This window comes from Streptomyces sp. NPDC050448, assembly GCF_040655295.1.
Taxonomy (GTDB): domain Bacteria; phylum Actinomycetota; class Actinomycetes; order Streptomycetales; family Streptomycetaceae; genus Streptomyces.
Map to the genome: position 1 here is coordinate 131,412 of NZ_JBFAJR010000017.1, position 25,097 is coordinate 156,508.

At 71.1% G+C, this 25,097-nt stretch carries 26 protein-coding genes; 6 read left to right on the plus strand and 20 right to left on the minus strand.

The window, feature by feature from the left end; all coding sequences use genetic code 11:
- Position 1: 1 nt before the first annotated feature.
- Entirely contained in the window at positions 2-991 is a 990-nt protein-coding gene (locus tag AB0I68_RS21385; protein ID WP_363178901.1) for an aspartate carbamoyltransferase catalytic subunit, read from the minus strand.
- Between the two features lie 119 nt (positions 992-1,110).
- Positions 1,111-1,707: a bifunctional pyr operon transcriptional regulator/uracil phosphoribosyltransferase PyrR gene (pyrR, locus tag AB0I68_RS21390; protein WP_363178902.1), complete on the minus strand. Its 597-nt coding sequence runs from the start codon at positions 1,705-1,707 to the stop codon at positions 1,111-1,113.
- 264 nt (positions 1,708-1,971) lie between these two features.
- Here pyrR and bldD point away from each other — a divergent pair, with 264 nt between their 5' ends.
- A complete protein-coding gene (bldD, locus tag AB0I68_RS21395) occupies positions 1,972-2,472 on the plus strand; it encodes a transcriptional regulator BldD (protein WP_007263032.1) in 501 nt (166 codons plus the stop codon).
- A gap of 162 nt (positions 2,473-2,634) precedes the next feature.
- On the opposite strand, the gene nusB is transcribed toward bldD, so the two are convergent.
- From nusB to rpsD, 15 genes are all read right to left on the minus strand, one after another.
- Entirely contained in the window at positions 2,635-3,066 is a 432-nt protein-coding gene (gene nusB, locus AB0I68_RS21400) for a transcription antitermination factor NusB (RefSeq protein WP_363178903.1), read from the minus strand.
- 2 nt (positions 3,067-3,068) lie between these two features.
- The gene (gene efp, locus AB0I68_RS21405; RefSeq protein WP_356848407.1) at positions 3,069-3,635 is read right to left on the minus strand and encodes an elongation factor P; all 567 of its coding nucleotides are present in this window, start codon (positions 3,633-3,635) and stop codon (positions 3,069-3,071) included.
- Between the two features lie 59 nt (positions 3,636-3,694).
- Positions 3,695-4,804 (minus strand): aminopeptidase P family protein, encoded by a 1,110-nt coding sequence (locus AB0I68_RS21410; protein WP_363178905.1) that lies wholly within the window; start codon positions 4,802-4,804, stop codon positions 3,695-3,697.
- Positions 4,805-4,882: 78 nt separating this feature from the next.
- Positions 4,883-5,653 (minus strand): AAA family ATPase, encoded by a 771-nt coding sequence (locus AB0I68_RS21415; protein WP_363178906.1) that lies wholly within the window; start codon positions 5,651-5,653, stop codon positions 4,883-4,885.
- A gap of 80 nt (positions 5,654-5,733) precedes the next feature.
- Positions 5,734-6,174: a type II 3-dehydroquinate dehydratase gene (gene aroQ / locus AB0I68_RS21420; RefSeq protein ID WP_363178907.1), complete on the minus strand. Its 441-nt coding sequence runs from the start codon at positions 6,172-6,174 to the stop codon at positions 5,734-5,736.
- Positions 6,171-7,262: a 3-dehydroquinate synthase gene (aroB, locus tag AB0I68_RS21425; protein WP_363178908.1), complete on the minus strand. Its 1,092-nt coding sequence runs from the start codon at positions 7,260-7,262 to the stop codon at positions 6,171-6,173. The genes aroQ and aroB overlap by 4 nt, the downstream gene beginning before the upstream one ends.
- Positions 7,259-7,777, minus strand: a complete 519-nt coding sequence (locus tag AB0I68_RS21430; protein ID WP_363178909.1) for a shikimate kinase — start codon at positions 7,775-7,777, stop codon at positions 7,259-7,261. The genes aroB and AB0I68_RS21430 overlap by 4 nt, the downstream gene beginning before the upstream one ends.
- Positions 7,774-8,958, minus strand: a complete 1,185-nt coding sequence (aroC, locus tag AB0I68_RS21435; protein ID WP_363178910.1) for a chorismate synthase — start codon at positions 8,956-8,958, stop codon at positions 7,774-7,776. Before aroC ends, AB0I68_RS21430 begins: the two co-directional genes overlap by 4 nt.
- 233 nt (positions 8,959-9,191) lie before the next feature.
- The gene (locus tag AB0I68_RS21440; protein WP_363178911.1) at positions 9,192-10,013 is read right to left on the minus strand and encodes a shikimate dehydrogenase; all 822 of its coding nucleotides are present in this window, start codon (positions 10,011-10,013) and stop codon (positions 9,192-9,194) included.
- On the minus strand, positions 10,010-11,734 hold the full coding sequence (gene mltG, locus AB0I68_RS21445; RefSeq protein WP_363178912.1) for an endolytic transglycosylase MltG: 1,725 nt from the start codon (positions 11,732-11,734) through the stop codon (positions 10,010-10,012). Before mltG ends, AB0I68_RS21440 begins: the two co-directional genes overlap by 4 nt.
- A gap of 127 nt (positions 11,735-11,861) precedes the next feature.
- On the minus strand, positions 11,862-12,332 hold the full coding sequence (ruvX, locus tag AB0I68_RS21450; protein WP_327282511.1) for a Holliday junction resolvase RuvX: 471 nt from the start codon (positions 12,330-12,332) through the stop codon (positions 11,862-11,864).
- Between the two features lie 2 nt (positions 12,333-12,334).
- Positions 12,335-15,004 (minus strand): alanine--tRNA ligase, encoded by a 2,670-nt coding sequence (gene alaS / locus AB0I68_RS21455; protein WP_363178913.1) that lies wholly within the window; start codon positions 15,002-15,004, stop codon positions 12,335-12,337.
- Positions 15,004-15,354, minus strand: a complete 351-nt coding sequence (locus tag AB0I68_RS21460) for a DUF6167 family protein (RefSeq protein WP_363178914.1) — start codon at positions 15,352-15,354, stop codon at positions 15,004-15,006. The genes alaS and AB0I68_RS21460 overlap by 1 nt, the downstream gene beginning before the upstream one ends.
- Before the next feature lie 8 nt (positions 15,355-15,362).
- Positions 15,363-15,827: a DUF948 domain-containing protein gene (locus tag AB0I68_RS21465; protein ID WP_363178915.1), complete on the minus strand. Its 465-nt coding sequence runs from the start codon at positions 15,825-15,827 to the stop codon at positions 15,363-15,365.
- A 416-nt stretch (positions 15,828-16,243) separates the two neighbouring features.
- Complete coding sequence (gene rpsD, locus AB0I68_RS21470) at positions 16,244-16,855, minus strand: 30S ribosomal protein S4 (protein WP_030294564.1); 612 nt, start codon at positions 16,853-16,855, stop codon at positions 16,244-16,246.
- Between the two features lie 295 nt (positions 16,856-17,150).
- Here rpsD and AB0I68_RS21475 point away from each other — a divergent pair, with 295 nt between their 5' ends.
- Positions 17,151-17,804, plus strand: a complete 654-nt coding sequence (locus AB0I68_RS21475) for a DUF2470 domain-containing protein (RefSeq protein ID WP_363178916.1) — start codon at positions 17,151-17,153, stop codon at positions 17,802-17,804.
- 78 nt (positions 17,805-17,882) lie between these two features.
- Here the strand turns inward: AB0I68_RS21475 and AB0I68_RS21480 are convergent, their stop codons facing one another.
- Both AB0I68_RS21480 and AB0I68_RS21485 read right to left on the minus strand, forming a co-directional pair.
- Positions 17,883-19,232, minus strand: coding sequence for a replication-associated recombination protein A (locus AB0I68_RS21480; protein ID WP_363178917.1), 1,350 nt, complete (start codon positions 19,230-19,232; stop codon positions 17,883-17,885).
- Between the two features lie 67 nt (positions 19,233-19,299).
- Positions 19,300-19,914 carry a vitamin K epoxide reductase family protein gene (locus tag AB0I68_RS21485; protein WP_363178918.1) on the minus strand — a complete coding sequence of 205 codons (615 nt, stop codon included), beginning with the start codon at positions 19,912-19,914 and terminating at the stop codon, positions 19,300-19,302.
- Positions 19,915-20,050: 136 nt separating this feature from the next.
- On the opposite strand from AB0I68_RS21485, the gene AB0I68_RS21490 reads away from it, so the two are divergent.
- Genes AB0I68_RS21490 through AB0I68_RS21505 form a run of 4 tightly spaced genes read left to right on the plus strand, consistent with a single transcriptional unit; the run spans position 20,051 to position 23,637 of the window.
- The gene (locus AB0I68_RS21490; protein WP_363178919.1) at positions 20,051-20,932 is read left to right on the plus strand and encodes an ABC transporter ATP-binding protein; all 882 of its coding nucleotides are present in this window, start codon (positions 20,051-20,053) and stop codon (positions 20,930-20,932) included.
- Positions 20,929-21,789, plus strand: a complete 861-nt coding sequence (locus AB0I68_RS21495; RefSeq protein ID WP_363178920.1) for an ABC transporter permease — start codon at positions 20,929-20,931, stop codon at positions 21,787-21,789. The genes AB0I68_RS21490 and AB0I68_RS21495 overlap by 4 nt, the downstream gene beginning before the upstream one ends.
- Positions 21,747-22,997: a sensor histidine kinase gene (locus AB0I68_RS21500; RefSeq protein ID WP_363178922.1), complete on the plus strand. Its 1,251-nt coding sequence runs from the start codon at positions 21,747-21,749 to the stop codon at positions 22,995-22,997. Before AB0I68_RS21495 ends, AB0I68_RS21500 begins: the two co-directional genes overlap by 43 nt.
- A gap of 13 nt (positions 22,998-23,010) precedes the next feature.
- Complete coding sequence (locus tag AB0I68_RS21505; RefSeq protein WP_363178923.1) at positions 23,011-23,637, plus strand: response regulator transcription factor; 627 nt, start codon at positions 23,011-23,013, stop codon at positions 23,635-23,637.
- 199 nt (positions 23,638-23,836) lie between these two features.
- Here the strand turns inward: AB0I68_RS21505 and hisS are convergent, their stop codons facing one another.
- Positions 23,837-25,096 (minus strand): histidine--tRNA ligase, encoded by a 1,260-nt coding sequence (hisS, locus tag AB0I68_RS21510; protein ID WP_363178924.1) that lies wholly within the window; start codon positions 25,094-25,096, stop codon positions 23,837-23,839.
- Between the last annotated feature and the right edge of the window lies 1 nt (position 25,097).

The window sequence follows — 25,097 nt, forward strand, 5'->3', positions numbered from 1 at the left end:
GTTACTTGGTCTCCTCGGTGCGGGCGGTGGTGCTGGTGGTGACGGCGGGCTCGGAGCCGCCGAGCAGCAGGTACAGGACGGCCATGCGGATGGAGACGCCGTTGGCGACCTGCTCGACGACGGTGCAGCGGTCGGAGTCGGCGACCTCGGCGGTGATCTCCATGCCGCGGACCATGGGGCCCGGGTGCATGACGATGGCGTGCTCGGGCATCTTGGCCATGCGGGCGCCGTCCAGCCCGTAGCGGCGGGAGTACTCGCGCTCGGTGGGGAAGAACGCGGCGTTCATGCGTTCGCGCTGCACACGAAGCATCATGACGGCGTCGGACTTGGGAAGCACCTCGTCGAGGCCGTACGAGACCTCGCAGGGCCAGGTCTCGACGCCGACGGGGACCAGGGTGGGCGGGGCGACGAGGGTGACCTCGGCGCCGAGCGTGTGCAGCAGGTCGACGTTGGAGCGGGCGACGCGGCTGTGCAGGATGTCGCCGACGATGGTGATGCGGCGGCCGGCGAGGTCCTTGCCGAGGCCGGCGTCGCGGCCGACGAGGCGGCGGCGCATGGTGAAGGCGTCCAGCAGGGCCTGGGTGGGGTGCTGGTGGGTGCCGTCGCCGGCGTTGATGACGGGGGCGTCGATCCAGCCGGAGGTGGCGAGCCGGTAGGGGGCTCCGGAAGCGCTGTGCCGGATGACGACGGCGTCGACGCCCATCGCCTCCAGGGTCTGGGCGGTGTCCTTGAGGGATTCGCCCTTGGACACCGAGGAGCCCTTGGCCGCGAAGTTGATGACGTCGGCGGAGAGCCGCTTCTCGGCGGCCTCGAAGGAGATCCGGGTGCGGGTGGAGTCCTCGAAGAAGAGGTTGCAGATCGTTCGGCCGCGCAGGGTGGGCAGCTTCTTTATCGGCCGGTCGGCGATCCGGGCCATCTCCTCGGCGGTGTCGAGGATGAGGACGGCGTCGTCGCGCGTGAGATCGGCGGCCGAGATGAGGTGGCGCTTCATCAGGGTGCTCCGTATGTCGAAGAGGTCAGAGCGGCGGGGAGGGCAGGGCGGCGGACCGGGAGTGCGGGCAGGGCAGGCCTGCGCACGGGCCCCGCGGTCGGGGCCCTCACTCGTACGGGCTACTGCCCGGCTGCGGTGTCGGTCCGCTGGCCGAGCAGCACGGCGTCTCGGCCGTCCTCCTCCTGGAGCTGGACCTTGACGGTCTCCCGCAGCGACGTGGGGAGGTTCTTGCCGACGTAGTCGGCGCGGATCGGCAGCTCGCGGTGGCCGCGGTCGACGAGGACCGCGAGCTGCACGGCGCGGGGGCGGCCGAGGTCGCCCAGCGCGTCGAGGGCGGCTCTGATGGTGCGGCCGGAGAAGAGCACGTCGTCGACGAGGACGACGAGGCGTCCGTCGATGTCGTCGCCGGGGATCTCGGTGCGGCCGATCGCGCGGGCGGGCTTCATCCGGAGGTCGTCGCGGTACATGGTGATGTCGAGGGATCCGACCGGGATCTTCGCGCCGGTGATCTCTTCGAGTTTGGCGGCCAGCCGGCGGGCGAGGTACACACCGCGGGTGGGAATGCCGAGGAGCACCACGTCGTCGGCGCCCTTGGCGCGTTCGACGATCTCGTGGGCGATGCGGGTCAGTACCCGCGCGATGTCCTGTGCCTCGAGCACGGGGCGCATCGCATCGATGCCCTGGGCACCGACGTTCTGAGCAGTCTGAGCGTCCATGAAAAGGACCTCCTTCTCCGCCTCACGGGACGGACCTTAAAGGACGTCTGATGTACGTGCTCCACGGTACCAGGACCGGGGCGGGGAACCGGCACCGGGCCCGTGCGGCGCCCCTCGTACGTGGGCGTTGGACAGCATTCGGCTTGACGCATCCAAGTAACGCTGCGTAACCTCACAGTGAGTTACCAGCCGCGCGGCGGAGCCGCACGTGGTCCATGTCGTCAGCGTCCATGTCGTCACAGCGTCACAGCGTCCGGGAGCGTTATGTCCAGCGAATACGCCAAACAGCTCGGGGCCAAGCTCCGCGCCATCCGCACCCAGCAGGGCCTCTCCCTCCATGGTGTCGAGGAGAAGTCCCAGGGCCGGTGGAAGGCCGTGGTGGTCGGTTCGTACGAGCGCGGGGACCGCGCCGTGACCGTCCAGCGCCTCGCCGAGCTGGCGGACTTCTACGGGGTGCCCGTGCAGGAGCTGCTGCCGGGAACGACTCCCGGCGGGGCTGCCGAGCCGCCGCCGAAGCTCCGCCTCGACCTGGAGCGCCTCGCGGGCGTTCCCGCCGAGAAGGCCGGTCCGCTGCAGCGTTACGCGGCGACCATCCAGAGCCAGCGCGGCGACTACAACGGCAAGGTGCTGTCGATCCGCCAGGACGACCTGCGCACCCTCGCCGTCATCTACGACCAGTCCCCCTCGGTCCTGACCGAGCAGCTGATCAGCTGGGGCGTGCTCGACGCGGATGCGCGTCGCGCCGTGGCGCACGAGGACATCTAGTCCCCGCGCCCAGGACCAGCAGAAACGTTACCGGCGTGGGCCGGGAGCCTGCCGTGGCTCCCGGCCCACGCCGGTTTCGCGTCTCCGGGCGCAGAGGCAGAAACGGAGGGCCCGCAGCGCGTGTGCGCTGCGGGCCCTGCGTTCTCGCCGAACCGCCGGGGGCTACTCGCCCCGGCGCAGGCTCGGCTTCAGGTCCTTGAAGCGGGCCAGCAGCCCGTTCACGAACGAGGGGGACTCGTCCGTCGAGAATTCCTTGGCCAGCTGGACGGCCTCGTCGATGGCCACGGCGTCCGGGGTGTCGTCCACCCAGATCAGCTCGTAGGCACCGAGCCGCACGATGTTCCGGTCCGCAACCGGCATGCGGTCGAGTTCCCAGTCCACGGCGTAGGTGACGATCAGGTCGTCGATGCGGTTCACCTTGTCGGCGTAGCCCTCGACGAGATCCATCGTGAAGGCGCTGACGGGCGGCTGCCGGTCGTCCGACCGCGCGTGGCGGATCCAGTCCGCGAGGACCTCGCGCACGGGCACCCCGCGCTGGTCGGCCTCGAACAGGATCTGGAAGGCGCGCTTGCGCGCGTTGCTGCGGGCAGCCACGGTTAGCTGCTCACCCGGCCGAGGTAGTCGCTGGTACGGGTGTCGACCTTGACCTTCTCGCCCGTGGTGACGAAGAGCGGGACCTGGATCTCGTAGCCGGTCTCCAGGCGCGCCGGCTTGGTGCCACCGGTGGAGCGGTCGCCCTGGACGCCCGGGTCGGTGTGCTCGATGACCAGCTCGACGGCGGCCGGGAGCTCGACGTAGAGCACCTCGCCCTCGTGCTGGGCGACCGAGGCGGTGAAGCCCTCGATCAGGAAGTTGGCGGCGTCGCCGACGGCCTTGCGGTCGACCATCAGCTGGTCGTACGTCTGCATGTCCATGAAGACGAAGTAGTCGCCGTCCATGTACGAGAACTGCATGTCGCGGCGGTCGATGGTGGCCGTCTCGACCTTCGTGCCGGCGTTGAACGTCTTGTCGACGACCTTGCCGGAGAGCACGTGCTTGAGCTTGGTGCGCACGAAGGCCGGGCCCTTGCCGGGCTTGACGTGCTGGAACTCGACGACGGACCAGAGCTGGTCACCGTCGAGCTTGAGCACCATGCCGTTCTTGAGGTCGTTCGTGGAAGCCACGGTTGCGGAATCTCCTGCACTGGAAGACCACGGGTGCGCGCACAGCCCGCCGCAGCGGGCTAGAGCGCGAGCAGCTCCTTGGTCGTAATGGTGAGTAGCTCGGGACCGCCGTCCGCCTCGGGGCGTACGACGAGCGTGTCATCGATCCGGACACCTCCCCGGCCCGGGAGGTGAACCCCCGGTTCGACGGTGACCGGCACGCAAGCGTCCAGTTTACCCATTGCCGTAGGTGCAAGCTGCGGGTCCTCGTCGATTTCGAGGCCGACGCCGTGTCCGGTCCACGGAGCGAGGGTCACGCCGTGGCCTGCGGAGTCCAGTACGGAGCGCGCGGCATGGTCGACCTCGCGGTACGCGGCACCGGGGACGAGTGCCTCGCGTCCCGCCCGCTGGGCCGCGAAAACAAGATCGTAGAGCTGGATCTGCCAGTCGGCCGGGCTGGTGCCGATCACGAAGGTCCGGCCGATCTCGCAGCGGTAGCCGCGGTAGTTGGCGCCGAGGCAGACGGACAGGAAGTCGCCCTCCTCGACGCGGCGGTCGGAAGGCCGGTGCCGGGAGCGGCCGGAGTTCGGCCCGGTGCCGACGGAGGTCGGGAAGGCGGGTCCGTCGGCCCCGTGGTCGACGAGGCGGCGCTCCAGCTCCAGGGCGAGGTGGCGTTCGGTCCGGCCCACCAGGATCGACTCCAGCAGCTCGCCGAGCGCCTGGTCGGCGATCTCGGCGGCGATCCGCAGGCAGGCGATCTCCTCCTCGTCCTTGACGAGGCGCTGCTGTTCCACGGCGGTCCCGAGGTCGGCGAGCCGCAGCGCGGGCGCGACGGAGCGCAGGGCGCGGTGCCGGGCGACGGTGAGGTGGTGCTCCTCGACGGCCAGTGAGTCGGCCCGCAGGGAGCCGGCCATGTCGCCGGCCGCGACGGCCGCGTCGCTGCCGGGGGCGGACAGCACGGAAAGCCTGAGGTGCTCGTCGAGGCGTCCCTCGTCGGCTTCGCCGGTGGGCGGGCCGACGGTGAACAGCATGTCCTCGCCGGCGGGCCCGACGAGCAGGACGGCGCGCGGCGGGGACGCCCCGGCGAGGTAGCGGACGTTCGCCGGACGCGTGATCAGTGCGGCGGCGTTCCCCGCGGCGGCACAGCGGTCGCGAAGCAGGCCCCGGCGGGCCGCGTACACGTCTGACATGTCTTCGAGCCTACGAGCGCCCCGCGCATCCGGCCCGGTGAGCACGCCCGTACGAGGGCCCGGCCACCGCGGCGGCGGTCAGAAGGCGGGAGCCGTGATGGCGCGGGCCAGGGCTTCGTCCAGGGCCCGGGACGTGCCCTCGACGTCGAGGTCCGAGTTGTCGATGATCGGCAGGCCGGAGCCGTACCAGCCGGCCATCCGGCCGTGGATCCGGGCGACCTCCTCGTCCGAGAGGCGCCGGTTCCCCGAGCGGGCGGCATTGCGCTCCAGGACGATCTCCAGGCCGGGGAGGAGGACGACCGGCAGCAGGGCGGGGCCGACGTGGCGCTTCCAGCCGCCCAGGCCCACCACGGGCCGGTCCGGGAAGACGGCGTCGTCGAGGATGCAGGAGATCCCGTTCGCCAGGAAGTTGCGGGCGGCGAAGCCGCAGGTGCGGCGGGCCAGGCGGTACTGGGCCTCGGAGTGGTCGTTCCAGCCCGCCTGCGGGTCCGCGAAGCCCGAGCACACCCACTCCCGGACGTCGTCCAGGCTCACGTGCGCGGTCGGCACCGGCCGGGTGCTCGCCCAGTGGCGGGCCACCGTGGTCTTCCCCGCGCCCGCCGGGCCGATCAGCAGCACGGCCAGCGTGGCGCCGCCGGTGCCGGCCACCGCGGGCGGCAGCGGAATGTGCCCCGTGGCCTCGGGACCGGGCGGCGGGGGCACGTGCGGCGGCGGTGCGTGTGGCGGCGGTGCGTGCGGCGGCGCAGGCACCGGCCATCCCTGCGCCGGGGGTATCGGCGGCTGCGGGGGCGCAGCCGGATGATGCCCCGGCTGCCCCCAGTTCGCGCCGCCCCCCGCTCCTTGCTGCATCCGCTGCCACTCCGTCTCGTTCCACCGACTGATGCGAGAACGTTATATGACCGCGGGGGCCGAACCGCTCACCAGCACCGTCAGAGCGGGACTTCGTCCGCCAGTGCGCGCAGCGCCAGCCGGTACGAGCCGATGCCGAAGCCCGCCACCGTCCCGGTCGCGACCGAGGCGATGACCGACGTGTGCCGGAACTCCTCGCGGGCGTACGGGTTCGAGATGTGCACCTCGATCAGCGGCGCGGTGCGCTGGGCGGCCGCGTCCCGCATGCCGTACGAGTAGTGCGTGAAGGCACCCGGGTTGATGACCACGGGAATCTTCCCGTCCGCCGCCTCGTGCAGCCAGCGGATCAGTTCGCCCTCGTCGTTGGTCTCGCGGACCTCCACGTCGAAGCCGAGCTCCTCACCCAGCGCGCGGCAGCTCTCCACGAGCCCGGCGTACGAGGTGGCCCCGTACACGTCGGGCTCACGCGACCCGAGCCGGCCCAGGTTCGGGCCGTTCAGCACGAGCACCTTGCGGCTCACGCCGACACCTCGCCGTACGCGGCGATCAGGTGCGCCGGGTCGGGGCCCTCCAGGACGGTGGGCTTGCCCAGCCCGTCGAGGACGATGAAGCGCAGCAGGTTGCCGCGGGCCTTCTTGTCGACCTGCATGGTCTGGAGCAGCTTGGGCCACTGGTCGCCGCGGTAGGTCAGCGGCAGCCCGACGGCGGCGAGGATCTCCCGGTGCCGGTCGGCCGTCGCGTCGTCGAGCCGGCCCGCGAGCCGGCCGAGTTCGGCCGCGAAGACCATGCCGACCGACACGGCCGCTCCGTGCCGCCACTTGTAGCGCTCGTTCTTCTCGATGGCGTGCGCGAGGGTGTGCCCGTAGTTGAGGATCTCCCGCAGGCCCGATTCCTTCAGGTCGCTGGAGACGACGTCCGCCTTGACCTGGATCGAGCGCACGATGAGCTCCGCGGTGTGCGGGCCGTCGGGCGTGCGGGCCGCCGCCGGGTCCGCCTCGATCAGGTCGAGGATCACCGGGTCGGAGACGAAACCGGCCTTGATGATCTCGGCGAGGCCGCTGACGTAGTCATTGACCGGCAGCGAGTCCAGGGCCGCCAGGTCGCACAGCACGCCGGCCGGCGGGTGGAAGGCGCCGACCAGGTTCTTGCCCTCGGCGGTGTTGATGCCGGTCTTGCCGCCGACGGCCGCGTCCACCATCGCAAGGACGGTGGTCGGTACGGCGATCCAGCGCACCCCGCGCAGCCAGGAGGCCGCGACGAAACCCGCGAGGTCGGTGGTCGCTCCGCCGCCGACGCCGACGATCACGTCGGTGCGGGTGAACCCGGACTGGCCGAGGGCCTTCCAGCAGTACGCGGCGACCTCGACCGTCTTGGCCTCCTCGGCGTTCGGCACCTGGATGGCGACCGCCTCGTAGCCCTGCTCGGCCAGGTCGTCGCGCAGCGCCTCACCGGTCGAGGCCAGCGCCTCGGGGTGGATCACGGCGACCCGCTGGGCCTTCGTACCGATCAGTGCGCCGAGCTCGCCGAGCAGCTGCCGGCCGACCAGCACGTCGTACCCGTCGTATCCGGCGCCGGCGCCGACCTGGATGCGCGTCACCTGGTCTGTCATACGTCCTTCAACTCCAGAGCGTCGAGGACCGCCTGGGCGACCTCTTCGGGGGTGCGGTCGTCGGTGGCCACCACGACGCGCGCGACTTCGGTGTACAGGGGGCGGCGGGCCTCCATCTGCTCGCGCCACTGGCGGCGCGGGTTGACGGCGAGCAGCGGGCGCGCGGCCCCCAGGCCGACGCGCCGGACGGCTTCCTCGACGTCCATGGAGAGATAGGCGACGGGCAGGCCGGCCAGCAGCTCCCGGGTGCCCGCGTCGAGGACCGCGCCGCCGCCGAGGGCGAGGATCCCGGTGTGCTCGGCGAGGGCGGCGGCGACCGCCTGCCGCTCCAGCTCGCGGAAGTACGCCTCGCCCTCGTCGACGAAGAGGTCCGAGATCTCGCGGCCCTGGGCCGCGACGATGTCGGCGTCGGTGTCCCGGTAGGGGACGCCGAGCCGTTCGGCGAGCAGCGCCCCCACCGTGGACTTGCCGGACCCCATGGGGCCGACGAGGACGACCAGTGGTCCGCCCGTCACCGGATCTGCAGGTTGTCGAGGTACGACCGGACGTTGCGCCGGGTCTCGGGCACCGAGTCGCCGCCGAACTTCTCGACGACCGCGTCCGCGAGGACGAGGGCGACCATCGCCTCGGCGACGATGCCCGCGGCGGGGACGGCGCAGACGTCGGAGCGCTGGTGGTGCGCGGCGGCGGCTTCGCCGGTGGCGACGTCGATCGTGGCGAGGGCCTTCGGGACGGTGGCGATCGGCTTCATGGCGGCCCGTACGCGCAGCAGTTCACCGGTGGTCAGACCGCCCTCGGTGCCGCCGGAGCGGCCGGAAGTGCGCTTGATGCCCTCGGGGGTGGACACGATCTCGTCGTGCGCCTGGGAGCCCGGTACGCGGGCCAGGTCGAAGCCGTCGCCGACCTCGACGCCCTTGATGGCCTGGATGCCCATCAGCGCGGCCGCGAGGCGGGCGTCCAGGCGGCGGTCCCAGTGCACGTGCGAACCCAGACCGACCGGGACCCCGTACGCGAGGACCTCGACGACGCCGCCGAGCGTGTCGCCGTCCTTGTGGGCCTGGTCGATCTCCGCGACCATCGCCTTCGACGCGTCCGCGTCCAGGCAGCGCACCGGGTCCGCGTCCAGCTTCTCCACGTCCGCGGGGGTCGGGTACACGCCGTACGGGGCCTTGGCCGCGGCCAGCTCCACGACGTGCGAGACGATCTCGATGCCCGCGGTCTCCTTGATGAAGGACCGGGCGATGGCGCCGAGGGCGACACGGGCGGCGGTCTCACGGGCGCTCGCGCGCTCCAGGATCGGCCGCGCCTCGTCGAAGCCGTACTTCTGCATGCCCGCCAGGTCGGCGTGGCCCGGACGCGGACGCGTCAGGGGGGCGTTGCGGCCCGTCTCCTTCAGCTCCGACGGGTCCACGGGATCGGCCGACATGACCTTCTCCCACTTCGGCCACTCGGTGTTGCCCACCATGACGGCGATCGGCGAACCCAGGGACAGTCCGTGGCGGACACCGCCGAGGAAGGTCACCTCGTCCTGCTCGAACTTCATCCGCGCACCGCGCCCGTACCCGAGCCGGCGCCGCGCCAGATGGTCGGCCACCAGCTCGGTGGTGACCGGAACGCCGGCGGGAAGCCCCTCCAGCGTCGCCACCAGCGCCGGACCGTGCGACTCCCCGGCGGTCAGCCAACGCAACCTGCTCAACGATGCTCCTCATGCTCGCGCCTGGTACTGCGGCGGCGCGGCCCTGGGGGTACCACCCAGCCGTAGCTGGAGGAGCGGCCCGGACCCGCCACACCCGATCCTCCCACGTCCGGGCGGGTGCACCGCCCTCCAGTCCAGCTGGCGGACGGCGGTGCGCCCTCCCCACCCTGGCGGGTCCGGCTCTACCCGAGCAAGATCAGTGCGCGCAGTGCATCAGGTGTGCCGGCCGGGGCTCAGTGACGGGCCCGCAGCGCGGCCTCGCCGGCGGCCCGTATGGCGGCCAGCGGCGCAGTGTGGCGGCCGGTCATCTGCTCGACCTGGAGCACCGCCTGGTGGACGAGGAGGTCCAGGCCGCCGAGGAGGCGGCCGCCGCGCTCCGACCAGGCCGCCGCGAGAGCGGTGGGCCACGGGTCGTACAGGACGTCGAACAGGGTGCCCGCACCGGCGGGTACGTGGGCCGCCAGCCAGTCCGTGGCACGCGCCGGCGTGGTCGCGATGACCAGCGGCGCACCCAGCCCGTCGGCCGCGTCCGCCCAGTCGGCCGTGCGGACGGCCACGCCGAGGCGCTCGCCCCACTCCTGCATCTCGTCGGCACGGGCCCGGGAGCGCACGTACACGGTGACCTCGCCGGAGCAGATCCGAGCGAGCGCGGCCAGGGCCGAGGACGCGGTGGCGCCGGCGCCGAGGATGGTGGCGCTCTCCACCTTGTCGACGCCGCGCTCGTGGAGCGCGGAGACGATCCCCGGGATGTCGGTGTTGTCGCCGAGGCGTCGGCCGTCCTTGGTCAGGACGACCGTGTTGACCGCCTCGACCGAGGCGGCGGTGTCGCTGATGCCGTCGAGCAGCGGGATGACCGCGCGCTTGAGCGGCATCGTCAGGGACAGCCCGGCCCACTCGGGGCCGAGTCCGGCGACGAACTGCGGGAGCGCGGCCTCGTCTATCTCGAAGCGGTCGTACGACCAGTCGTCGAGGCCGAGCTCCTGGTACGCGGCGCGGTGCAGCACCGGCGAGAGGGAGTGCTCGATCGGTGAACCGAGCACGGCTGCGCGTATCACTGCCCTGCCTTCTTCCGTTCCTCTTCGTACCGCTGGCGGTTCTGGTTGTGCTCGTCGTTCGTCACGGCGAAGAGCGTCTCGTTCTCGTTCACCGACACGAAGTAGTACCAGGGGCCGTCGGCCGGGTTCATCGCCGACTTGAGCGCGTCCGGGCCCGGGTTGCCGATCGGGCCGGCAGGCAGGCCCTTGATCTTGTAGGTGTTGTACGGGTCGTTGAGCTTGCGGAGGTCGCTGACGGCACCGACGTCCAGGGTGCTCTGGCCCTTGATGTAGTTGACCGTGGAGTCGAAGTCGAGCAGACCGTACGTCTCGGTGTTGCCCGGCTTGAGACGGTTGTAGACGACCCGGGAGATCTTGTCGAAGTCGTGCTGGTACTTGCCCTCGGCCTGGACGAGGCTCGCGACGGTGACGAGCTGCAGCGGGTTCGCGAGGCCCAGCTTGGTCGCCTGCCCCTTGATGTCCGCGCCCGCGTAGGCCTCGTTGGACTTGGCCACCATCTGCTTGAGCAGCGACTGGGGGCTCGCGTCCTTGCTGACGTCGTAGCGGGCCGGGTAGAGGAAGCCCTCCAGCGGGTCCTTGATGTCCTTGTTGTTGTTGGCCCACTCGGGCAGACCGAGGGTCTTCGCCTCCTTCGCGGCGATGTCCTTGGTCGTGCCCTCCTTGAGCTTGAGCTTGTCGTCGATGGCCTTGTAGACCTGGACGTTCTTCCAGCCGGGGATGACGTCCAGGGCGTTCATCCCGGCGCCGTTCACCATGAGGTCCACGGCCGCCTTGCCCGACATGTGCTCCTTCATCACGTAGGAGCCTGCCTGGATGGCGCCGCCCTTGGGGTTGACCTTGGCGGCGGCGACGAAGGCGTCGGCGCTCTTGACCACGCCGTGTGCCTTGAGGATGCGGCCCATCTCACCGGTACCGGTGCCCTTGGGGATGTCGACGGAGACGGAGCCCTCGCCCTCGCCGACGTAGTCCTCGCCCGCGCTGAACTTGGACTTGATGTAGTTGTAGCCGTAGTAGCCGCCACCGCCGAGGACTCCCACGATCACGAGGGCGGAGATCAGGCAGGCCGCGCCGTTGCGTCGTTTGGGCTTGTCCTTCGGGCGGCTTCGGCGTCCGCCGCCGTTCGGCTCGTCGGAATCGTCGTCGTCGCCGCCGGGCAGGATCGAGGAGGCCTCCTCGGCGTGCTCCGGCTCCGGCTCCTGCTCCTGCTCCTGCTCCGGGACCAGGTGGCGCCGGCCCGGGGGCTGCGGCGGCGGGTAGGCCTCGGGGGTGCCGTACAGATCGGGGGTCTCGCCCGGGTAGCCGCCGACGGGCTGCTGGGCGTACGGGTCCGCGCCGAGGTACGGGTCGGCCTGCGGGACACCGGTGAACTGGCCCTGGCCGGTGTCCCAGCCCTGGCCGTCGTACACGGGCTGCTGCGGCTGCGGCTGCGGGTGCAGCTGCTGCTGGTGGGTCTGCTGTGGGGCATAGCCCTGCTGCTGCCCCGGGTACTGCCCCTGCTGCGCGTACTGCTGCTGGTACTGCGGGTCCAGCTGGTACTGCGGGTTCTGTGGGTACTGCGGGTCCTGCTGGTACTGCGGCTCCTGCGGATACTGCTGCTGCGGGCCACCGGCATAGGGCATCTGAGCCTGCTGGGCCTCGTGCCCGGTCCACCCTTGGTCCCCGTACAGGGGGTCCTCCGGGTGCCACGGTTCGGGGCCACGGCCCCGGCCATACTCAGTCATCGATCCCCTAGAGCCGCGAGACGGAGGCAACGGCTACATCCGCCGCGGCACCCGGTTCCGCCTCTGAAGTGGTGGGCGACGACTGTTCGAATGCCGCCGCATCGCGCGGAACGTTACCGTATCGCGATCAGACAACCACTTCGACGCACTCACCGGGCGGATTACCTGATACCCGTTCGGTCTCAAGAGCGTTCTGAAGGATCACCACTGCGGCGGCCTGGTCGATCACCGAACGGCCCTTCTTGGCGTTCCTCCCCGAGGCCCGCAGCCCCTGGGCGGCGGTGACCGTGGTCATCCGCTCATCCACGAGACGGACCGTCACCGGCTTGATTCCCTTGGCGAGTTCCGTGGCGAAGACGCGCACCTTGGCCGCGGCCGGCCCCTCCCGCCCGCTGAGCGAGCGGGGCAGGCCGACCACGACTTCCAGGGGTTCGTACTCCTCGACGAGCTGCCGCAGCCGCCGGTGGGCGAAGGGGATGTCCCGGCCCGGAACGGTTTCCACCGGTGTGGCCAACACCCCATCGGGGTCGCACGAGGCGACCCCGATACGGGCATCCCCGACATCGATGGCGAGACGGCGGCCGCGGCGCAGAGTCATGGTCAGACCGTCTCGACGACGAGGCGCTCGACCGCGGCGATGGCCTCGGGGACGGCGCCCGGGTTCTGGCCGCCGCCCTGGGCGACGTCCGGCTTGCCGCCACCGCCGCCACCGAGGGTCTTGGCGGCCGTGCGGACCAGGTCGCCTGCCTTGAGGCCGCGTTCGCGGGCGGCCTCGTTGGTGGCGATGACGGTCAGCGGGCGGCCGCCCGCCGTGGTGAACAGGGCCACGACGGCCGGGCGGTCGCCCCGGATGCGGCCGCGGACGTCGAGGACCAGCTTGCGCAGGTCGTCGGCGCCGGTGCCGTCCGGCACCGTCCCCACGACGAGGGCGACGCCGCGGATGTCCTGGGCGTTCTCGGCGAGCCCGGCGGCGGCCTGGAGGACCTTCTCCGCACGGAACTTCTCGATCTCCTTCTCGGCGTCCTTCAGCTTGCCGAGCATGGAGGCGATCTTCTCCGGCAGCTCCTCCGGACGGCCCTTGACCAGCTCCTGGAGCTGGGCGACGACCGTGTGCTCCTTGGCGAGGAAGTGGTACGCGTCCGCGCCGACCAGGGCCTCGACCCGGCGCACGCCGGAGCCGATGGAGGACTCGCCGAGCAGCTTCACCAGGCCCAGCTGGGCGGTGTTGCCGACGTGGGTGCCGCCGCACAGCTCCTTGGAGAAGTCGCCGATGGTCACGACGCGCACGCGCTCGCCGTACTTCTCGCCGAACTCGGCGATGGCGCCCTGCTTCTTCGCCTCGTCGATGCTCATGATCTCGGCCGTGACCTCGAGCTCGCGGGACAGCACGTTGTTGATCTTCTGCTCGACGTCGGTGAGGACCGAGCCGGGGACGGCGTTCGGCGAACCGAAGTCGAAGCGGAAACGGCCCGGCGAGTTCTCGGAACCGGCCTGGGCGGCCGTCGGGCCGAGGGCGTCGCGCAGCGCCTGGTGCGTCAGGTGCGTGGCCGAGTGGGCGCGGGCGATGGCCCGGCGCCGGTTCACGTCGATGGCGGCGTACGCGGAGGCGCCCACCGTCACCTCGCCGACCTGGACCGAGCCCTTGTGCACGGAGACACCCGGGACCGGCTGCTGGACGTCGCGGACGTTGATGATGGCGCCGGAGTCGAGCTTGATCCGGCCCTGGTCGGCGAGCTGGCCGCCGCCCTCGGCGTAGAAGGGGGTGCGGTCCAGGACGACCTCGACCTCGTCGCCCTCGGAGGCGGCGGGCGCGGAGACGCCGTTGACCAGGAGACCGACGATGGTGGACTCGCCCTGCGTGGTGGCGTAGCCGGTGAACTCGGTGGCGCCGGCGCCGTCCGCGATCTCCCGGTAGGCGGACATGTCCGCGTGGCCGGTCTTCTTGGCCCTGGCGTCGGCCTTGGCCCGGTCGCGCTGCTCCTGCATCAGGCGGCGGAAGCCGGGCTCGTCCACGGAGAGGCCCTGCTCGGCGGCCATCTCCAGGGTGAGGTCGATCGGGAAGCCCCAGGTGTCGTGGAGCAGGAACGCCTTGTCGCCGGAGAGGACCGTGCCGCCGGCGGCCTTGGTCTCGGTCACGGCGGTGTCGAGGATGTTGGTGCCGCCCTTGACGGCCTTGAGGAAGGCGGCCTCTTCGGCGAGCGCGACGGTCTCGATGCGCTTGCGGTCGGTGACCAGCTCCGGGTACTGCTGCCCCATCGTGTTGATCACGACGTCGACGAGGTCCTGGACGACCGGGCCGGTGGCGCCCATGAGGCGCATGTTGCGGATGGCACGGCGCATGATGCGGCGCAGCACGTAGCCGCGGCCCTCGTTGCCGGGGGTCACGCCGTCGCCGATGAGCATCACGGACGTGCGGATGTGGTCGGCGACCACGCGCATCGAGACGTCGGTGTTCTGGGCGGCGCCGTACTGCACGCCGGTCAGCTCGGTGGCCTTGTCCATGACCACGCGCAGGGTGTCGGTCTCGTACATGTTCTGCACGCCCTGCAGGATCATCGCGAGGCGCTCGAGGCCGAGACCGGTGTCGATGTTCTTCGACGGCAGGTCGCCGAGGATCGGGAAGTCTTCCTTCCCGTCGCCGGCGCCGCGCTCGAACTGCATGAAGACCAGGTTCCAGATCTCCACGTAGCGCTCGTCGTTGACGGCGGGGCCGCCCTCGACGCCGAACTCGGGGCCTCGGTCGTAGTTGATCTCCGAGCAGGGGCCGCAGGGGCCGGGGACGCCCATGGACCAGAAGTTGTCCTTCTTGCCCAGGCGCTGGATGCGCTCGGCGGGGACGCCGATCACGTCACGCCAGATCGTCTCGGCCTCGTCGTCGTCGAGGTAGACGGTGATCCAGAGCTTCTCCGGCTCCAGGCCGTAGCCGCCGTCCGCCACGGAGCTGGTGAGCAGCTCCCAGGCGTACTTGATGGCGCCTTCCTTGAAGTAGTCGCCGAAGGAGAAGTTGCCGCACATCTGGAAGAACGTGCCGTGGCGGGTGGTCTTGCCGACCTCTTCGATGTCCGGCGTACGGACGCACTTCTGCACGCTGGTGGCCCGGGGGGCCGGGGGCTTGGTCTCGCCGAGGAAGTACGGCTTGAACGGGACCATGCCCGCGTTGACCAGCAGCAGAGTCGGGTCGTCCGCGATGAGCGACGCCGAAGGGACAACGGCATGACCGCGCTCCTCGAAGAAGCTCAGCCAGCGGCGGCGGATTTCAGCCGACTCCATCAGTGGTCCTCATTCCGGTTGTGCGAACCCGCCGAGCGGATCTCGCGGGTGGTCTTGTCGTTCTGGATGGCCCGCATCCGCCGCGGCCCGGGGAGGGCGGTGACGTTGTCGGGCCGGTCGGGATCGTGGCGCAACCCCAGTGCGTCGTTCAGCTCGTCCTCGCGCTGTGACATTCCCGCCTTCACGTCGAGGGCGAAGTCCTTGAGGCGGTGACCCGCCTCCACGGCCTTGTCGGCGGCCTGGGCGGCGAGGCTCTCCGGTGTCAGCTTCTTGAGCTGGCGGTTGACCTTGGTGGTGGCCCACACGCCGGCGGCTGCGCCTGCGGTGAACCAGAAGGCTCGGCGGAACATCGGAGGTTTCAGCCCTTCTGTTTCCGGCGCCGGGCCGCCGGCACCGTACGGCCAACGATCACGGTATGGCTACCGCCATCACTTCGTGCACGTCGGGACGACTGCTGCGGCACGTCTTCGGCGTTCCTGCCGGGCCTGCCCAGCGCTTTGCGGACCCCGTAGCCGAAGGCCGCGACCTTGACCAGCGGCCCGCCGAAGGTGGAGGCCACCGTGGAGGACAGCGCGGAGGCGTTCGAGGTGACTTCCTGGACGTCGCTCGCGATGGCGTCGACCCGGTCGAGCTGGGTGCGCGCGGAGCGGACGGTGGTGGAGGCGTCCGCCAGCAGCGGGACGGCCTGGTCGGTCACGTCGGCCACCAGCTTGGTGGCCGCCTTGAGCACTTGGGCCAGCCTCACCAGCACCACGGCGAGGAAGGAGACCAGAATGGCCCAGAAGACGGCCACGAGGATCCCGGCCACCTCTCCACCGGACACGTTGCACCGCTCTCTGCATGTTGATCGCTACGTAGAAAAGTCGTTCTCCGACCCTATCGCGCCGGAGATCCACCGCCGTACCGGAATTCGCGGTCCGGCGAACCGCCTTGTACGCAGCGCATCCGGACCAGTACCCTCCGCGTCCCATGCGACAGCGGCCCGTACGACACAGGACCTGCGGCAATCTCCCCTCGGAGCTGAGCCGCTTCGTCGGCGCGCCAACCCCGTCGCCGGACGAGCTGGTCGAGCGGGCCCTGCGGATGCCGGAGCCGGTGCCGGCGGCGCCGGAACCGCTGCCGAGGCCCCGGCCCGGGGGCGCGGCGAGCACGGCGGGCCGTCCGGAAAACAGGAAGCCCGTCGGCTCCCCCAAAGGGGAACCGACGGGCTGACCAGCCTGTGAGGCTACGTCCGCTGGATCAGCGGGCGTAGTACTCGACGACGAGCTGCTCGTCGCAGATGACCGGGATTTCCTTGCGGTTCGGGTCGCGGTCCAGGCGGAAGGCCAGGGCCTTCAGGTTGACCTGCAGGTAGCGCGGGGTCTCGCCCTCGCCTGCGTAGCCACCCTCACGGGCAACCTGGAACGGAACCTTCTCGCGGCTGCGCTCGCGCACGGTGATGACGTCGTCCGGACGGACACGGAACGACGGCTTGTCGACCTTGCCGCCGTTGACCTCGATGTGGCCGTGAACGACCATCTGGCGGGCCTGGTAGATGGTGCGGGCGATGCCCGAACGCAGGACCAGGGCGTCGAGGCGACGCTCGAGCTCGACGACCAGCGCCTCGCCCGTCTTGCCTTCGGCCTTCTTGGCGCGGTCGTACGCGCGGGCCATCTGACGCTCAGAGATGTCGTACTGAGCGCGCAGACGCTGCTTCTCGAGCAGACGAACCTTGTAGTCCGAGTTCTGCTTGCGGCCACGGCCGTGCTCGCCCGGCGGGTAGGGACGAGCCTCGAAGTACTTGACGGCCTTCGGGGTCAGCGCAATGCCGAGGGCACGCGACTTCTTGACCTTGGGTCGCTTCTGGTTCACGGGGAACCTACCTCCATGTAAGTTAGGTGAGGCTTACCTTATCGAGGAGGACGTAATGTCTCGACCACATGGGATCCCCCTGCCCAGTGCGCACCGAAGTTCGGGTTCCAACGAAACGGAATCCGCTTTCGACGACGATAAGCAAGGTCAGCCGCGTCCCAGGGAAGGCGTTCGGCAGCTCACCGGAGCCGAACGCGTACGAACCCTCGTAGAGTCCAACGCCTCAGTATCCCTCACGCTGCCAGGTGCTTTTGACCAGCTGCGGTCTCTTGACCAGGCGGAGTTCGGGACGGGGATGCCGGTCGCTCGGACCGTCACCCCGGACGGGGACGTGATTCTCCTGGTGTCAGGGGAATCCGCGGCTGCCAGGACAGCCGCTTACGCCCAGGACGACGACCTCACCGCCGTGATCGAGATCACGGACGTGGCGCCGGTGTCCGTGCCCCATCGTATCCGAGGCCGCGCGTGGCTGGCCGGGTGGCTGACGCAGGTGCGCCGGGACGACCGCGCGGCCTGCGCGGCGCTGCTGGCTCAGCGCAGGCCGGTGGGTGAACTCCTCGGGCTGCACGGCGGCCGGCCGTCCTTCGTGATGCTGCGCCTGGAGGTCGGCGAGATCTCGGTGGACGACCTGTGGGGCGCGGAGCACGTGGACCCGGAGGACCTGGCCTCGGCCGAGCCGGACCCGATGGTGAACCACGAGACGGAGCTCCTCCAGCACCTGGCCGCCGCGCACCGCGACCGGATCGCGGACCTGAGCGCGCTCCTGGGACCGCGGCAGAGCGCCGGCACGACCGCGGTCCCGCTGGCCCTGGACCGCCTGGGCCTGCGGGTCCGCTTCACGGGCGACGGCTCCTCCTTCGACGCCCGCTTCGACTTCCCGGCGCCGGTACGCGACGTCTGCGACCTGCGCCGGGCGATGCACACCCTGTTCGCCGCGGCGGGCCGCTAGGGGGTGTACCGCAATCCCCCCGGCGGGTGAGGCGTGGGGGCCCGGGGCCGGCCCCCGGCAGCGGTGGCGCGGGCGGGTTCAGGCTCCGCGGAGGCGTTCGCGGACCTTTTCCACCACGTCCGCATAGCGTGCCTCCGCGCCGTACCGCGTCGGCTCGTAGTACCGCTTCCCGTGCACCGCGTCGGGGGCGTACTGCTGGGCAGCGATCGCGCCCGGTACGTCGTGCGGGTACACGTACCCCACCGCGTGGCCCAGCTTCGCCGCCCCCTTGTAGTGCCCGTCCCGCAGATGCGTCGGCACCGCGCCCGCCAGGCCCGCCCGGACATCCGCCAGCGCCGCGCCGATCGCGGTCGTCGCGGTGTTCGACTTCGGCGCCAGGGCGAGTGCGATGGTGGCGTGCGACAGGGTGAGCGCCGCCTCCGGGAAGCCGATCATCGCCACCGCCTGCGCCGCGGCCACCGCGAGAGGCAGGGCCGTCGGGTCCGCCAGTCCGATGTCCTCGCTCGCCGAGATCATCAGGCGGCGCGCGATGAACCGCGGATCCTCCCCCGCCTCGATCATCCGCGCCAGATAGTGCAGCGCGGCGTCCACGTCCGAGCCGCGGATCGACTTGATCAGCGCGCTCGCCACGTCGTAGTGCTGGTCGCCGTCCCGGTCGTACTTCACCGCCGCCCGGTCGACCGCCTCCTCCACCGTCCGAAGGCTGATCTCGGACTCCCTCTTGGCGATCGCCGACCCGGCACCGGCCTCCAGCGCCGTCAGCGCCCGCCGGGCGTCGCCGCCCGCGATCCGCAGCAGGTGCGCTTCCGCGTCCGCCGGGAGGGAGACGGCCCCGCCCAGGCCCCGCTCCTCCGTCAGCGCCCGCCGCATCAGCGCGCTCAGGTCCTCGTCCGTCAGCGGCTCCAGCGTGAGCAGCAGCGAACGCGACAGCAGCGGGGAGATGATCGAGAAGTACGGGTTCTCCGTGGTCGCGGCGATCAGCGTCACCCAGCGGTTCTCGACGGCCGGGAGCAGCGAGTCCTGCTGGGCCTTGCTGAAGCGGTGGATCTCGTCGAGGAAGAGGACCGTCTCCTTGCCGTACCCGCCGGCCGCCCGCTTGGCGCCCTCGATGACGGCGCGCACCTCCTTCACGCCCGCCGTGATCGCCGACAGCTCCACGAACCGCTTCTGCGTCGCCTGGCTCACCACGTACGCGAGGGTGGTCTTCCCGATGCCCGGCGGGCCCCACAGGATCACCGACGAGGCTCCGGCCGGACCGCCCGCCCCGTCCCCCACCAGCCGCCGCAGAGGCGACCCGGGCTTCAGCAGGTGCTGCTGGCCGACGACCTCGTCCAGGGTGCGCGGGCGCATCCGGACGGCGAGCGGGGAGCTCGCGGGGTCCTTCTCCCGGCGGTCTTCGGCGGCGGCGGTGAACAGGTCTGGTTCCACACAGGAAGCCTATGCGAGCCCACCGACAGCGGACCGCGGGGCGAGGAGACCTCGGGAAGGAGGCGCCTCAGGAGGTCCAGAAGTCCCACCAGCGGGTCAGGATCAGCATGCCGATGATCCCGACGTGCAGCACCGGCAGTACCCAGGTGAACTCGTCGAGGAAGGAGCGCAGCCAGCCCGGGGCGGGCAGCAGGCCCTCCCGCACGTTGTGGGCGGTGACGTACCAGAACATGAAGATCGTGGCGACCCAGGCCAGGCAGCACCACAGGCACAGCGAGTTGATGTTGTACAGCGACTGGTACGTCAGCCAGGCGCAGAAGACGACGCCGAACAGCATGCCCGCGTTGAAGGTCAGCCAGTACCAGGGGCGGAACCTGGCCCCGGCCAGCACGCTCATGCCGACGCAGATCACGATCCCGTACGCGACCAGCCCCAGCATCGGGTTCGGGAAGCCGAAGACCGACGCCTGCTCGCTCTTCATGATGTTGCCGCAGGAGACGATCGGGTTCAGGCTGCAGCCCGGTGTGAAGTTCGGGTCCTCGAGCAGCTTGAACTTGTCGATCGTGATCACCCAGGCCGCGAGCAGTCCCGCGGCGCCCGTGATCACCAGCAGCAGGGCAAGTGCCCGGCTGGCGCCGACCGTCCGCGGGGCGGTGTCTGCGTCCGTACCTCGTGTCGTCATACCGCCCGCTCCACATCTGCAAGGTCAACAAGCACCGGCCATTGTGCCGTACCGAGCCGCTGTCCACCGTTCGGTGGACATAAGGATGTACGCACGGGGGGACCGGTGGAGCGCGTTCCGCCACACCATTTGAGACATGACACAGAACGCGGTGGAGGTACGGGGGCTTCGCAAGCACTACGGCGAGGTCACCGCAGTGGACGGACTCGATCTGGCGATCCGGCAGGGCGAGGTCTTCGGACTGCTCGGGCCCAACGGCGCCGGCAAGAGCACCACGGTGGAGATCCTGCAAGGCCACCGGGAACGGGACGGCGGCGAGGTGAGCGTGCTCGGCGCGGACCCGGCCACCGCCGGGCGGGCCTGGCGCTCGCGCGTCGGGATCGTCTGGCAAGACGAGTCGGCGCCCGCGGAACTGACGGTACGGGAGACGGTCGGGCACTTCGCCCGCTACTACCCGGCCCCGCGCGACCCGGCCGAGGTCATCGCCCTGGTCGGCCTGGAACAGAAGCGGGACCACCGAGTGAAGGGCCTCTCGGGCGGCCAGCGCCGCCGGCTCGACGTGGCGCTCGGTGTCATCGGCGATCCCGAGCTGCTGCTCCTCGACGAGCCGACCACCGGCTTCGACCCGGCGGCGCGCCGCCAGTTCTGGGACCTGATCCGGCTGCTCGCCGCCGAGGGCACCACCATCGTGCTCACCACGCACTACCTGGAGGAGGCCGAGGCCCTCGCCGACCGCCTCGCGGTCATCGCGAGCGGCAAGGTCGTCGCCGAGGGCGAACCGGCCGCGCTGCGCTCCCGCTTCGGCACCGGCGCCACCGTCGAGTGGACCGAGGCCGACGGCACCCCGCGCAGCATCGCCACCGAGACCCCCACCCGTACGGTCGCCGAGCTCACGGCCCGCTTCGAGGGCGAGATCCCGGGGCTGAAGATCGGCCGGCCCACCCTGGAGGACGTGTACCTGCGCCTCACGGGTCAGCTCGTACCCACGACCGCGCAGCAGCCGGAGGACACACGATGAGCACGACCGCCAAGACCGCCACGGCCGGCCGGACCGCCGCGGCCGCCGCCGCGAACGCGCTGCCCGGCGCCTGGACCCTGGGCCTGAGCCGCGGAGCCCTGGAGATCAGGCAGTTCGTCCGCCAGCGCGACGCGGTCATCTTCACCTTCGCCTTCCCCATCGTCTTCCTGGCCCTCTTCGCCTCGATCTTCCGCGACAGCGTGGAGAACACCGGGGTCACCGCCTCCCAGCTGTACGCGGCCGGCATGGTCGCCGCGGGCATCATGTCCACCAGCTTCCAGTCGCTCGGGATCTCGATCGCCGTCGAACGGGACGAGAAGGTGCTGCGCCGGCTGCGCGGCACCCCGATGCCCCCGGCCGCGTACTTCCTCGGCAAGGTCTGGATGGTGCTGGCCACCGGACTCGCCGAGACCGCGATCCTGCTGCTCGTCGGCTCCACCCTGTTCGGCCTCGATCTGCCCTCCTCGGCCTCCAAGTGGCTCACCTTCGGCTGGATCTTCGCCCTCGGCCTGACCGGGTGCGCCCTGCTCGGCATCGCCATCAGCAGCCTGCCCAAGTCCGGCAAGAGCGCCAGCTCGGTGGTCGTCCTGCCGTTCCTGATCCTCCAGTTCATCTCCGGCGTCTTCATCCCGGTCAACGCGATCCCGGACTGGCTGCTGAACATCGGCGCGCTGTTCCCGCTCAAGTGGATGTGCCAGGGTCTGCGCGGGGTGTTCCTGCCGGAGTCCGCGGCCGTCCTGGAGCAGGCGGGCAGCTGGGAGTACGGAAAGGTCGCCCTGGTCCTGGGGGCCTGGGTCGTCGGAGGATTGGTCCTGTGTCTGCTGACCTTCAAGTGGAAGAACCGCCGCGACGGCTGAACGGGTTCACCAGGACGGCCGGAGCGCGCGAGACCCATGCCTGGGACCGCGCGTTCGGGCCGTGGGACCTCTACTTCGGCGTCGTGTGGGCCGCGACCGCGGCCTTCGTGCTGGGCGCGGACTTCCCGCCGCTGTCGTACCGGATCCCCGCCGTCGCCCTGCTCGTGGTGCTGGTCCCCTGGTACCTGTGGGCCGGCCGGCCCCTGCTGCTGAAGGATCCCGGCGCGGAACCGGCGCCGTCCCTGCGCTACCTGGGCGTGGCGCTGGCCCTGTTCCTGCCCGCCGCCTGCCTGGTCGGCGAGACCCGTCTGATCACCTTCGCGCTGGCCCCGCACTGCTTCATGCTGCTGCCGGTGCGCCGGGCGATCGTCGCGATGGGGGTGGTGGCCGTGCTGCCGGTGGCCGGGTGGACGCTGCTGTGGCGGCCCGCGGGCCACGTGGTCTTCATCAACGCGGCCGGCGCCGTCGTCAGCTACGCCTTCTCCGCCTTCTTCGGCGCCTGGATCATCCGGATCATCGAACAGAGCCTGGAGCGGGCCTCGCTGATCGCCGAACTCGACGCCAGCCGGGAGGAGGTGGCCCGGCTGTCGGCCGCGCAGGGCGCCCATGCCGAAAGGGAACGCATGTCCCGCGAGATCCACGACACCCTCGCCCAGGGCTTCACGAGCCTGCTGATGCTGGTCCAGGCCGTGCAGTCCGAGCTGGACACGGATCCCGCGCAGGCCCACCGGCACCTGGAGCTGATGGCCGCCACCGCCCGGCAGAACCTGGCCGAGGCCCGGGCCCTGGTCTCGGGCGGCGCCCCCGCCGACCTGGACACCGGCTCGCTGGCGGACGCGGTCCGCCGCCTCGCGGCCCGGCACGACCCGCCGGCGGCGGTGTCGGTGACCGGGGAGGTCCGCCCGCTGGCCGCGGCGCTGGAGGTGGTGGCCCTGCGGTCCTGCCAGGAATCCCTGTCGAACGCGTCGAAGCACGCCGGACCGGAGGCGCGCTGCTCGGTGTCCCTGGCCTACGGTGACCGCGAACTGACCGTCACGGTCAGGGACACCGGGCGCGGCTTCGACCCGGCCGCCCCCGCCTCGGGCTACGGCCTGCGGGGGCTGCGCGCCCGGGCGGCGGAGGTCGGCGGCACGGCGGCGATCGACAGCGCGGTCCTGGCCGGCACCGCCGTCACCGTCACTCTCCCGATCACCCTCCCGATCCGCTGAGGAGCCGTACGACATGATCCGCATCCTGCTGGCCGACGACCACCCGGTGGTACGGGAGGGCCTGCGCGGCATGCTCAGCGCCGAGCCGGACCTGGAGGTCGTCGCGGAGGCCTCGAACGGCCCGCAGGCGGAGGCACTGGCCGCGCAGCTCGTACCCGGCCTGGACCTGATCCTGATGGACCTGCGGATGCCGGGCGGCGACGGCGTCGAGTCCATCGCGCGGATCACCGCGGCCGGGGTGCCGGTGCGGGTGGTGGTCCTGACGACGTACGAGAACGACCGGGACATCCTGCGGGCGGTGGAGGCGGGGGCTGCGGGCTACCTGCTGAAGGACATGGCGCGGGCGGAACTGGCCGAAGCCGTCCGCGCGGCGGTCCGCGGCGAAACGGTCCTGGCGCCGTCGGTGGCGGGCCGCCTGGTGGACCGCCTCCGGACCCGCCCGGAGCGGCCGCGGCTGTCGGACCGGGAGGTCGCGGTCCTCCGCCTGGTCGCGGAGGGGGCGACGAACGCGGAGATCGGGCGTCGCCTGTTCGTGGCGGAGTCGACGGTCAAAACTCACCTGCTGCGCATCTTCGGCAAGCTGGAGGTCACGGACCGCACGGCGGCGGTAACGACGGCCATGCGCCACGAGCTCCTCTGACGGACCCCCGCTCCGCGAACCCCCGGCCCGCGCCGGTGCGCTGCGCGGCACCTCTCCCCGCCCCGCCCCTTCTCCTTTTCCCGGGCTCTGCCCGGACCCGCGCCTCAAACGCCGGCGGGAACGGCGAAAGGGCGGGGCGGGAGAGGCTCCGCGCAGCGGAACGTCTCCGACCCCGCCCCAGGCGCGGCGGCGGCAGCCGTCAGGCCAGCTTGGTCCGGAGGACCTCGACCACATCCGTCAGGGCGACCGGGGACTGCTCCCCGGACTCCATGTCCTTCAGCTGGACGACACCCTCCGCGAGGTCCCGGTCACCCGCGACGATCGCGAACCGCGCGCCGCTGCGGTTCGCGTCCTTCATGGCGCCCTTGAGGCCCTTGCCCCCGTACGAGATGTCGGCAGCGACACCCGCCCGCCGCAGCTCGGTCACCAGACCGAACAGCACCGGCTTCGCCTCGCCCAGCGCCACCGCGAACACCGACGTCGACGCCGGGATGTCCAGCTCGACACCCTCCGCCTCGAGCGCCAGCACCGTACGGTCCACGCCCAGCGCCCAGCCCACCGACGGCAGCGCCGGCCCGCCGATCATCTCGGACAGGCCGTCGTAGCGGCCGCCGCCGCCGACAGCCGACTGCGAGCCCAGACCGTCGTGCACGAACTCGAAGGTGGTCCGCGTGTAGTAGTCCAGTCCGCGCACGAGCTTCTCGTCGTCTTCGAAGGCCACGCCCGCCGCAGTGATCAGCGCGCGCACCTCCTCGTGGTACGCCTTGCACGCGTCGCACAGGTAGTCGCGCAGCACCGGAGCGCCGACGAGCTGCTTCTGTACGTCGGCCCGCTTGTCGTCGAGGACGCGCAGCGGGTTGATCTCGGCCCGGCGCACGGTCTCCGCGTCGAGGTCGAGACCGCTCAGGAAGGACTGCAGTGCCTCCCGGTACACCGGGCGGCACTCCTTGTCGCCGAGCGAGTTCAGCAGGATCCGGAAGTTGCGCAGGCCCAGCGAGCGGTACGCCTGGTCGGCGAGGATGATCAGCTCGGCGTCCAGCGCCGGGTCCTCGGCGCCGATGGCCTCGGCACCGACCTGCGAGAAGTGGCGGTAACGGCCCTTCTGCGGGCGCTCGTAGCGGTAGTACGAGCCCGAGTACCAGAGCTTCACCGGGAGACCGCCGGCCTTGTGCAGGTTCGCCTCCAGCGCCGCACGCAGCACGGACGCGGTGCCCTCGGGACGCAGCGCGAGGTTGGCCCCGCCCTTCGTCGTGAGGGTGTACATCTCCTTGGTCACGATGTCGGTGGACTCACCGACACCGCGGGCGAACAGGTCCACGTCCTCGAAGCCCGGCGTCTCGACGTACCCGTAACCGGACAGCCGCAGGGGCCCGGAGATGGCGTCCCGGACGGCCAGGTACTTCGCCGAGTACGGCGGGATCAGGTCGTACGTGCCCTTGGGGGCCTGGAAAGTAGCCACG

Bases quoted from the DNA above. Each gene is read 5' to 3' on its own strand.
- AB0I68_RS21385 (WP_363178901.1), bottom strand. From the start codon at position 991: ATGAAGCGCCACCTCATCTCGGCCGCCGATCTCACGCGCGACGACGCC.
- pyrR (WP_363178902.1), bottom strand. From the start codon at position 1,707: ATGGACGCTCAGACTGCTCAGAACGTCGGTGCCCAGGGCATCGATGCG.
- bldD (WP_007263032.1), top strand. From the start codon at position 1,972: ATGTCCAGCGAATACGCCAAACAGCTCGGGGCCAAGCTCCGCGCCATC.
- AB0I68_RS21410 (WP_363178905.1), bottom strand. From the start codon at position 4,804: ATGTCAGACGTGTACGCGGCCCGCCGGGGCCTGCTTCGCGACCGCTGT.
- AB0I68_RS21415 (WP_363178906.1), bottom strand. From the start codon at position 5,653: ATGCAGCAAGGAGCGGGGGGCGGCGCGAACTGGGGGCAGCCGGGGCAT.
- aroB (WP_363178908.1), bottom strand. From the start codon at position 7,262: ATGACAGACCAGGTGACGCGCATCCAGGTCGGCGCCGGCGCCGGATAC.
- mltG (WP_363178912.1), bottom strand. From the start codon at position 11,734: ATGACTGAGTATGGCCGGGGCCGTGGCCCCGAACCGTGGCACCCGGAG.
- ruvX (WP_327282511.1), bottom strand. From the start codon at position 12,332: ATGACTCTGCGCCGCGGCCGCCGTCTCGCCATCGATGTCGGGGATGCC.
- alaS (WP_363178913.1), bottom strand. From the start codon at position 15,004: ATGGAGTCGGCTGAAATCCGCCGCCGCTGGCTGAGCTTCTTCGAGGAG.
- AB0I68_RS21460 (WP_363178914.1), bottom strand. From the start codon at position 15,354: ATGTTCCGCCGAGCCTTCTGGTTCACCGCAGGCGCAGCCGCCGGCGTG.
- AB0I68_RS21475 (WP_363178916.1), top strand. From the start codon at position 17,151: ATGCCGGTCGCTCGGACCGTCACCCCGGACGGGGACGTGATTCTCCTG.
- AB0I68_RS21485 (WP_363178918.1), bottom strand. From the start codon at position 19,914: ATGACGACACGAGGTACGGACGCAGACACCGCCCCGCGGACGGTCGGC.
- AB0I68_RS21490 (WP_363178919.1), top strand. From the start codon at position 20,051: ATGACACAGAACGCGGTGGAGGTACGGGGGCTTCGCAAGCACTACGGC.
- AB0I68_RS21495 (WP_363178920.1), top strand. From the start codon at position 20,929: ATGAGCACGACCGCCAAGACCGCCACGGCCGGCCGGACCGCCGCGGCC.
- AB0I68_RS21505 (WP_363178923.1), top strand. From the start codon at position 23,011: ATGATCCGCATCCTGCTGGCCGACGACCACCCGGTGGTACGGGAGGGC.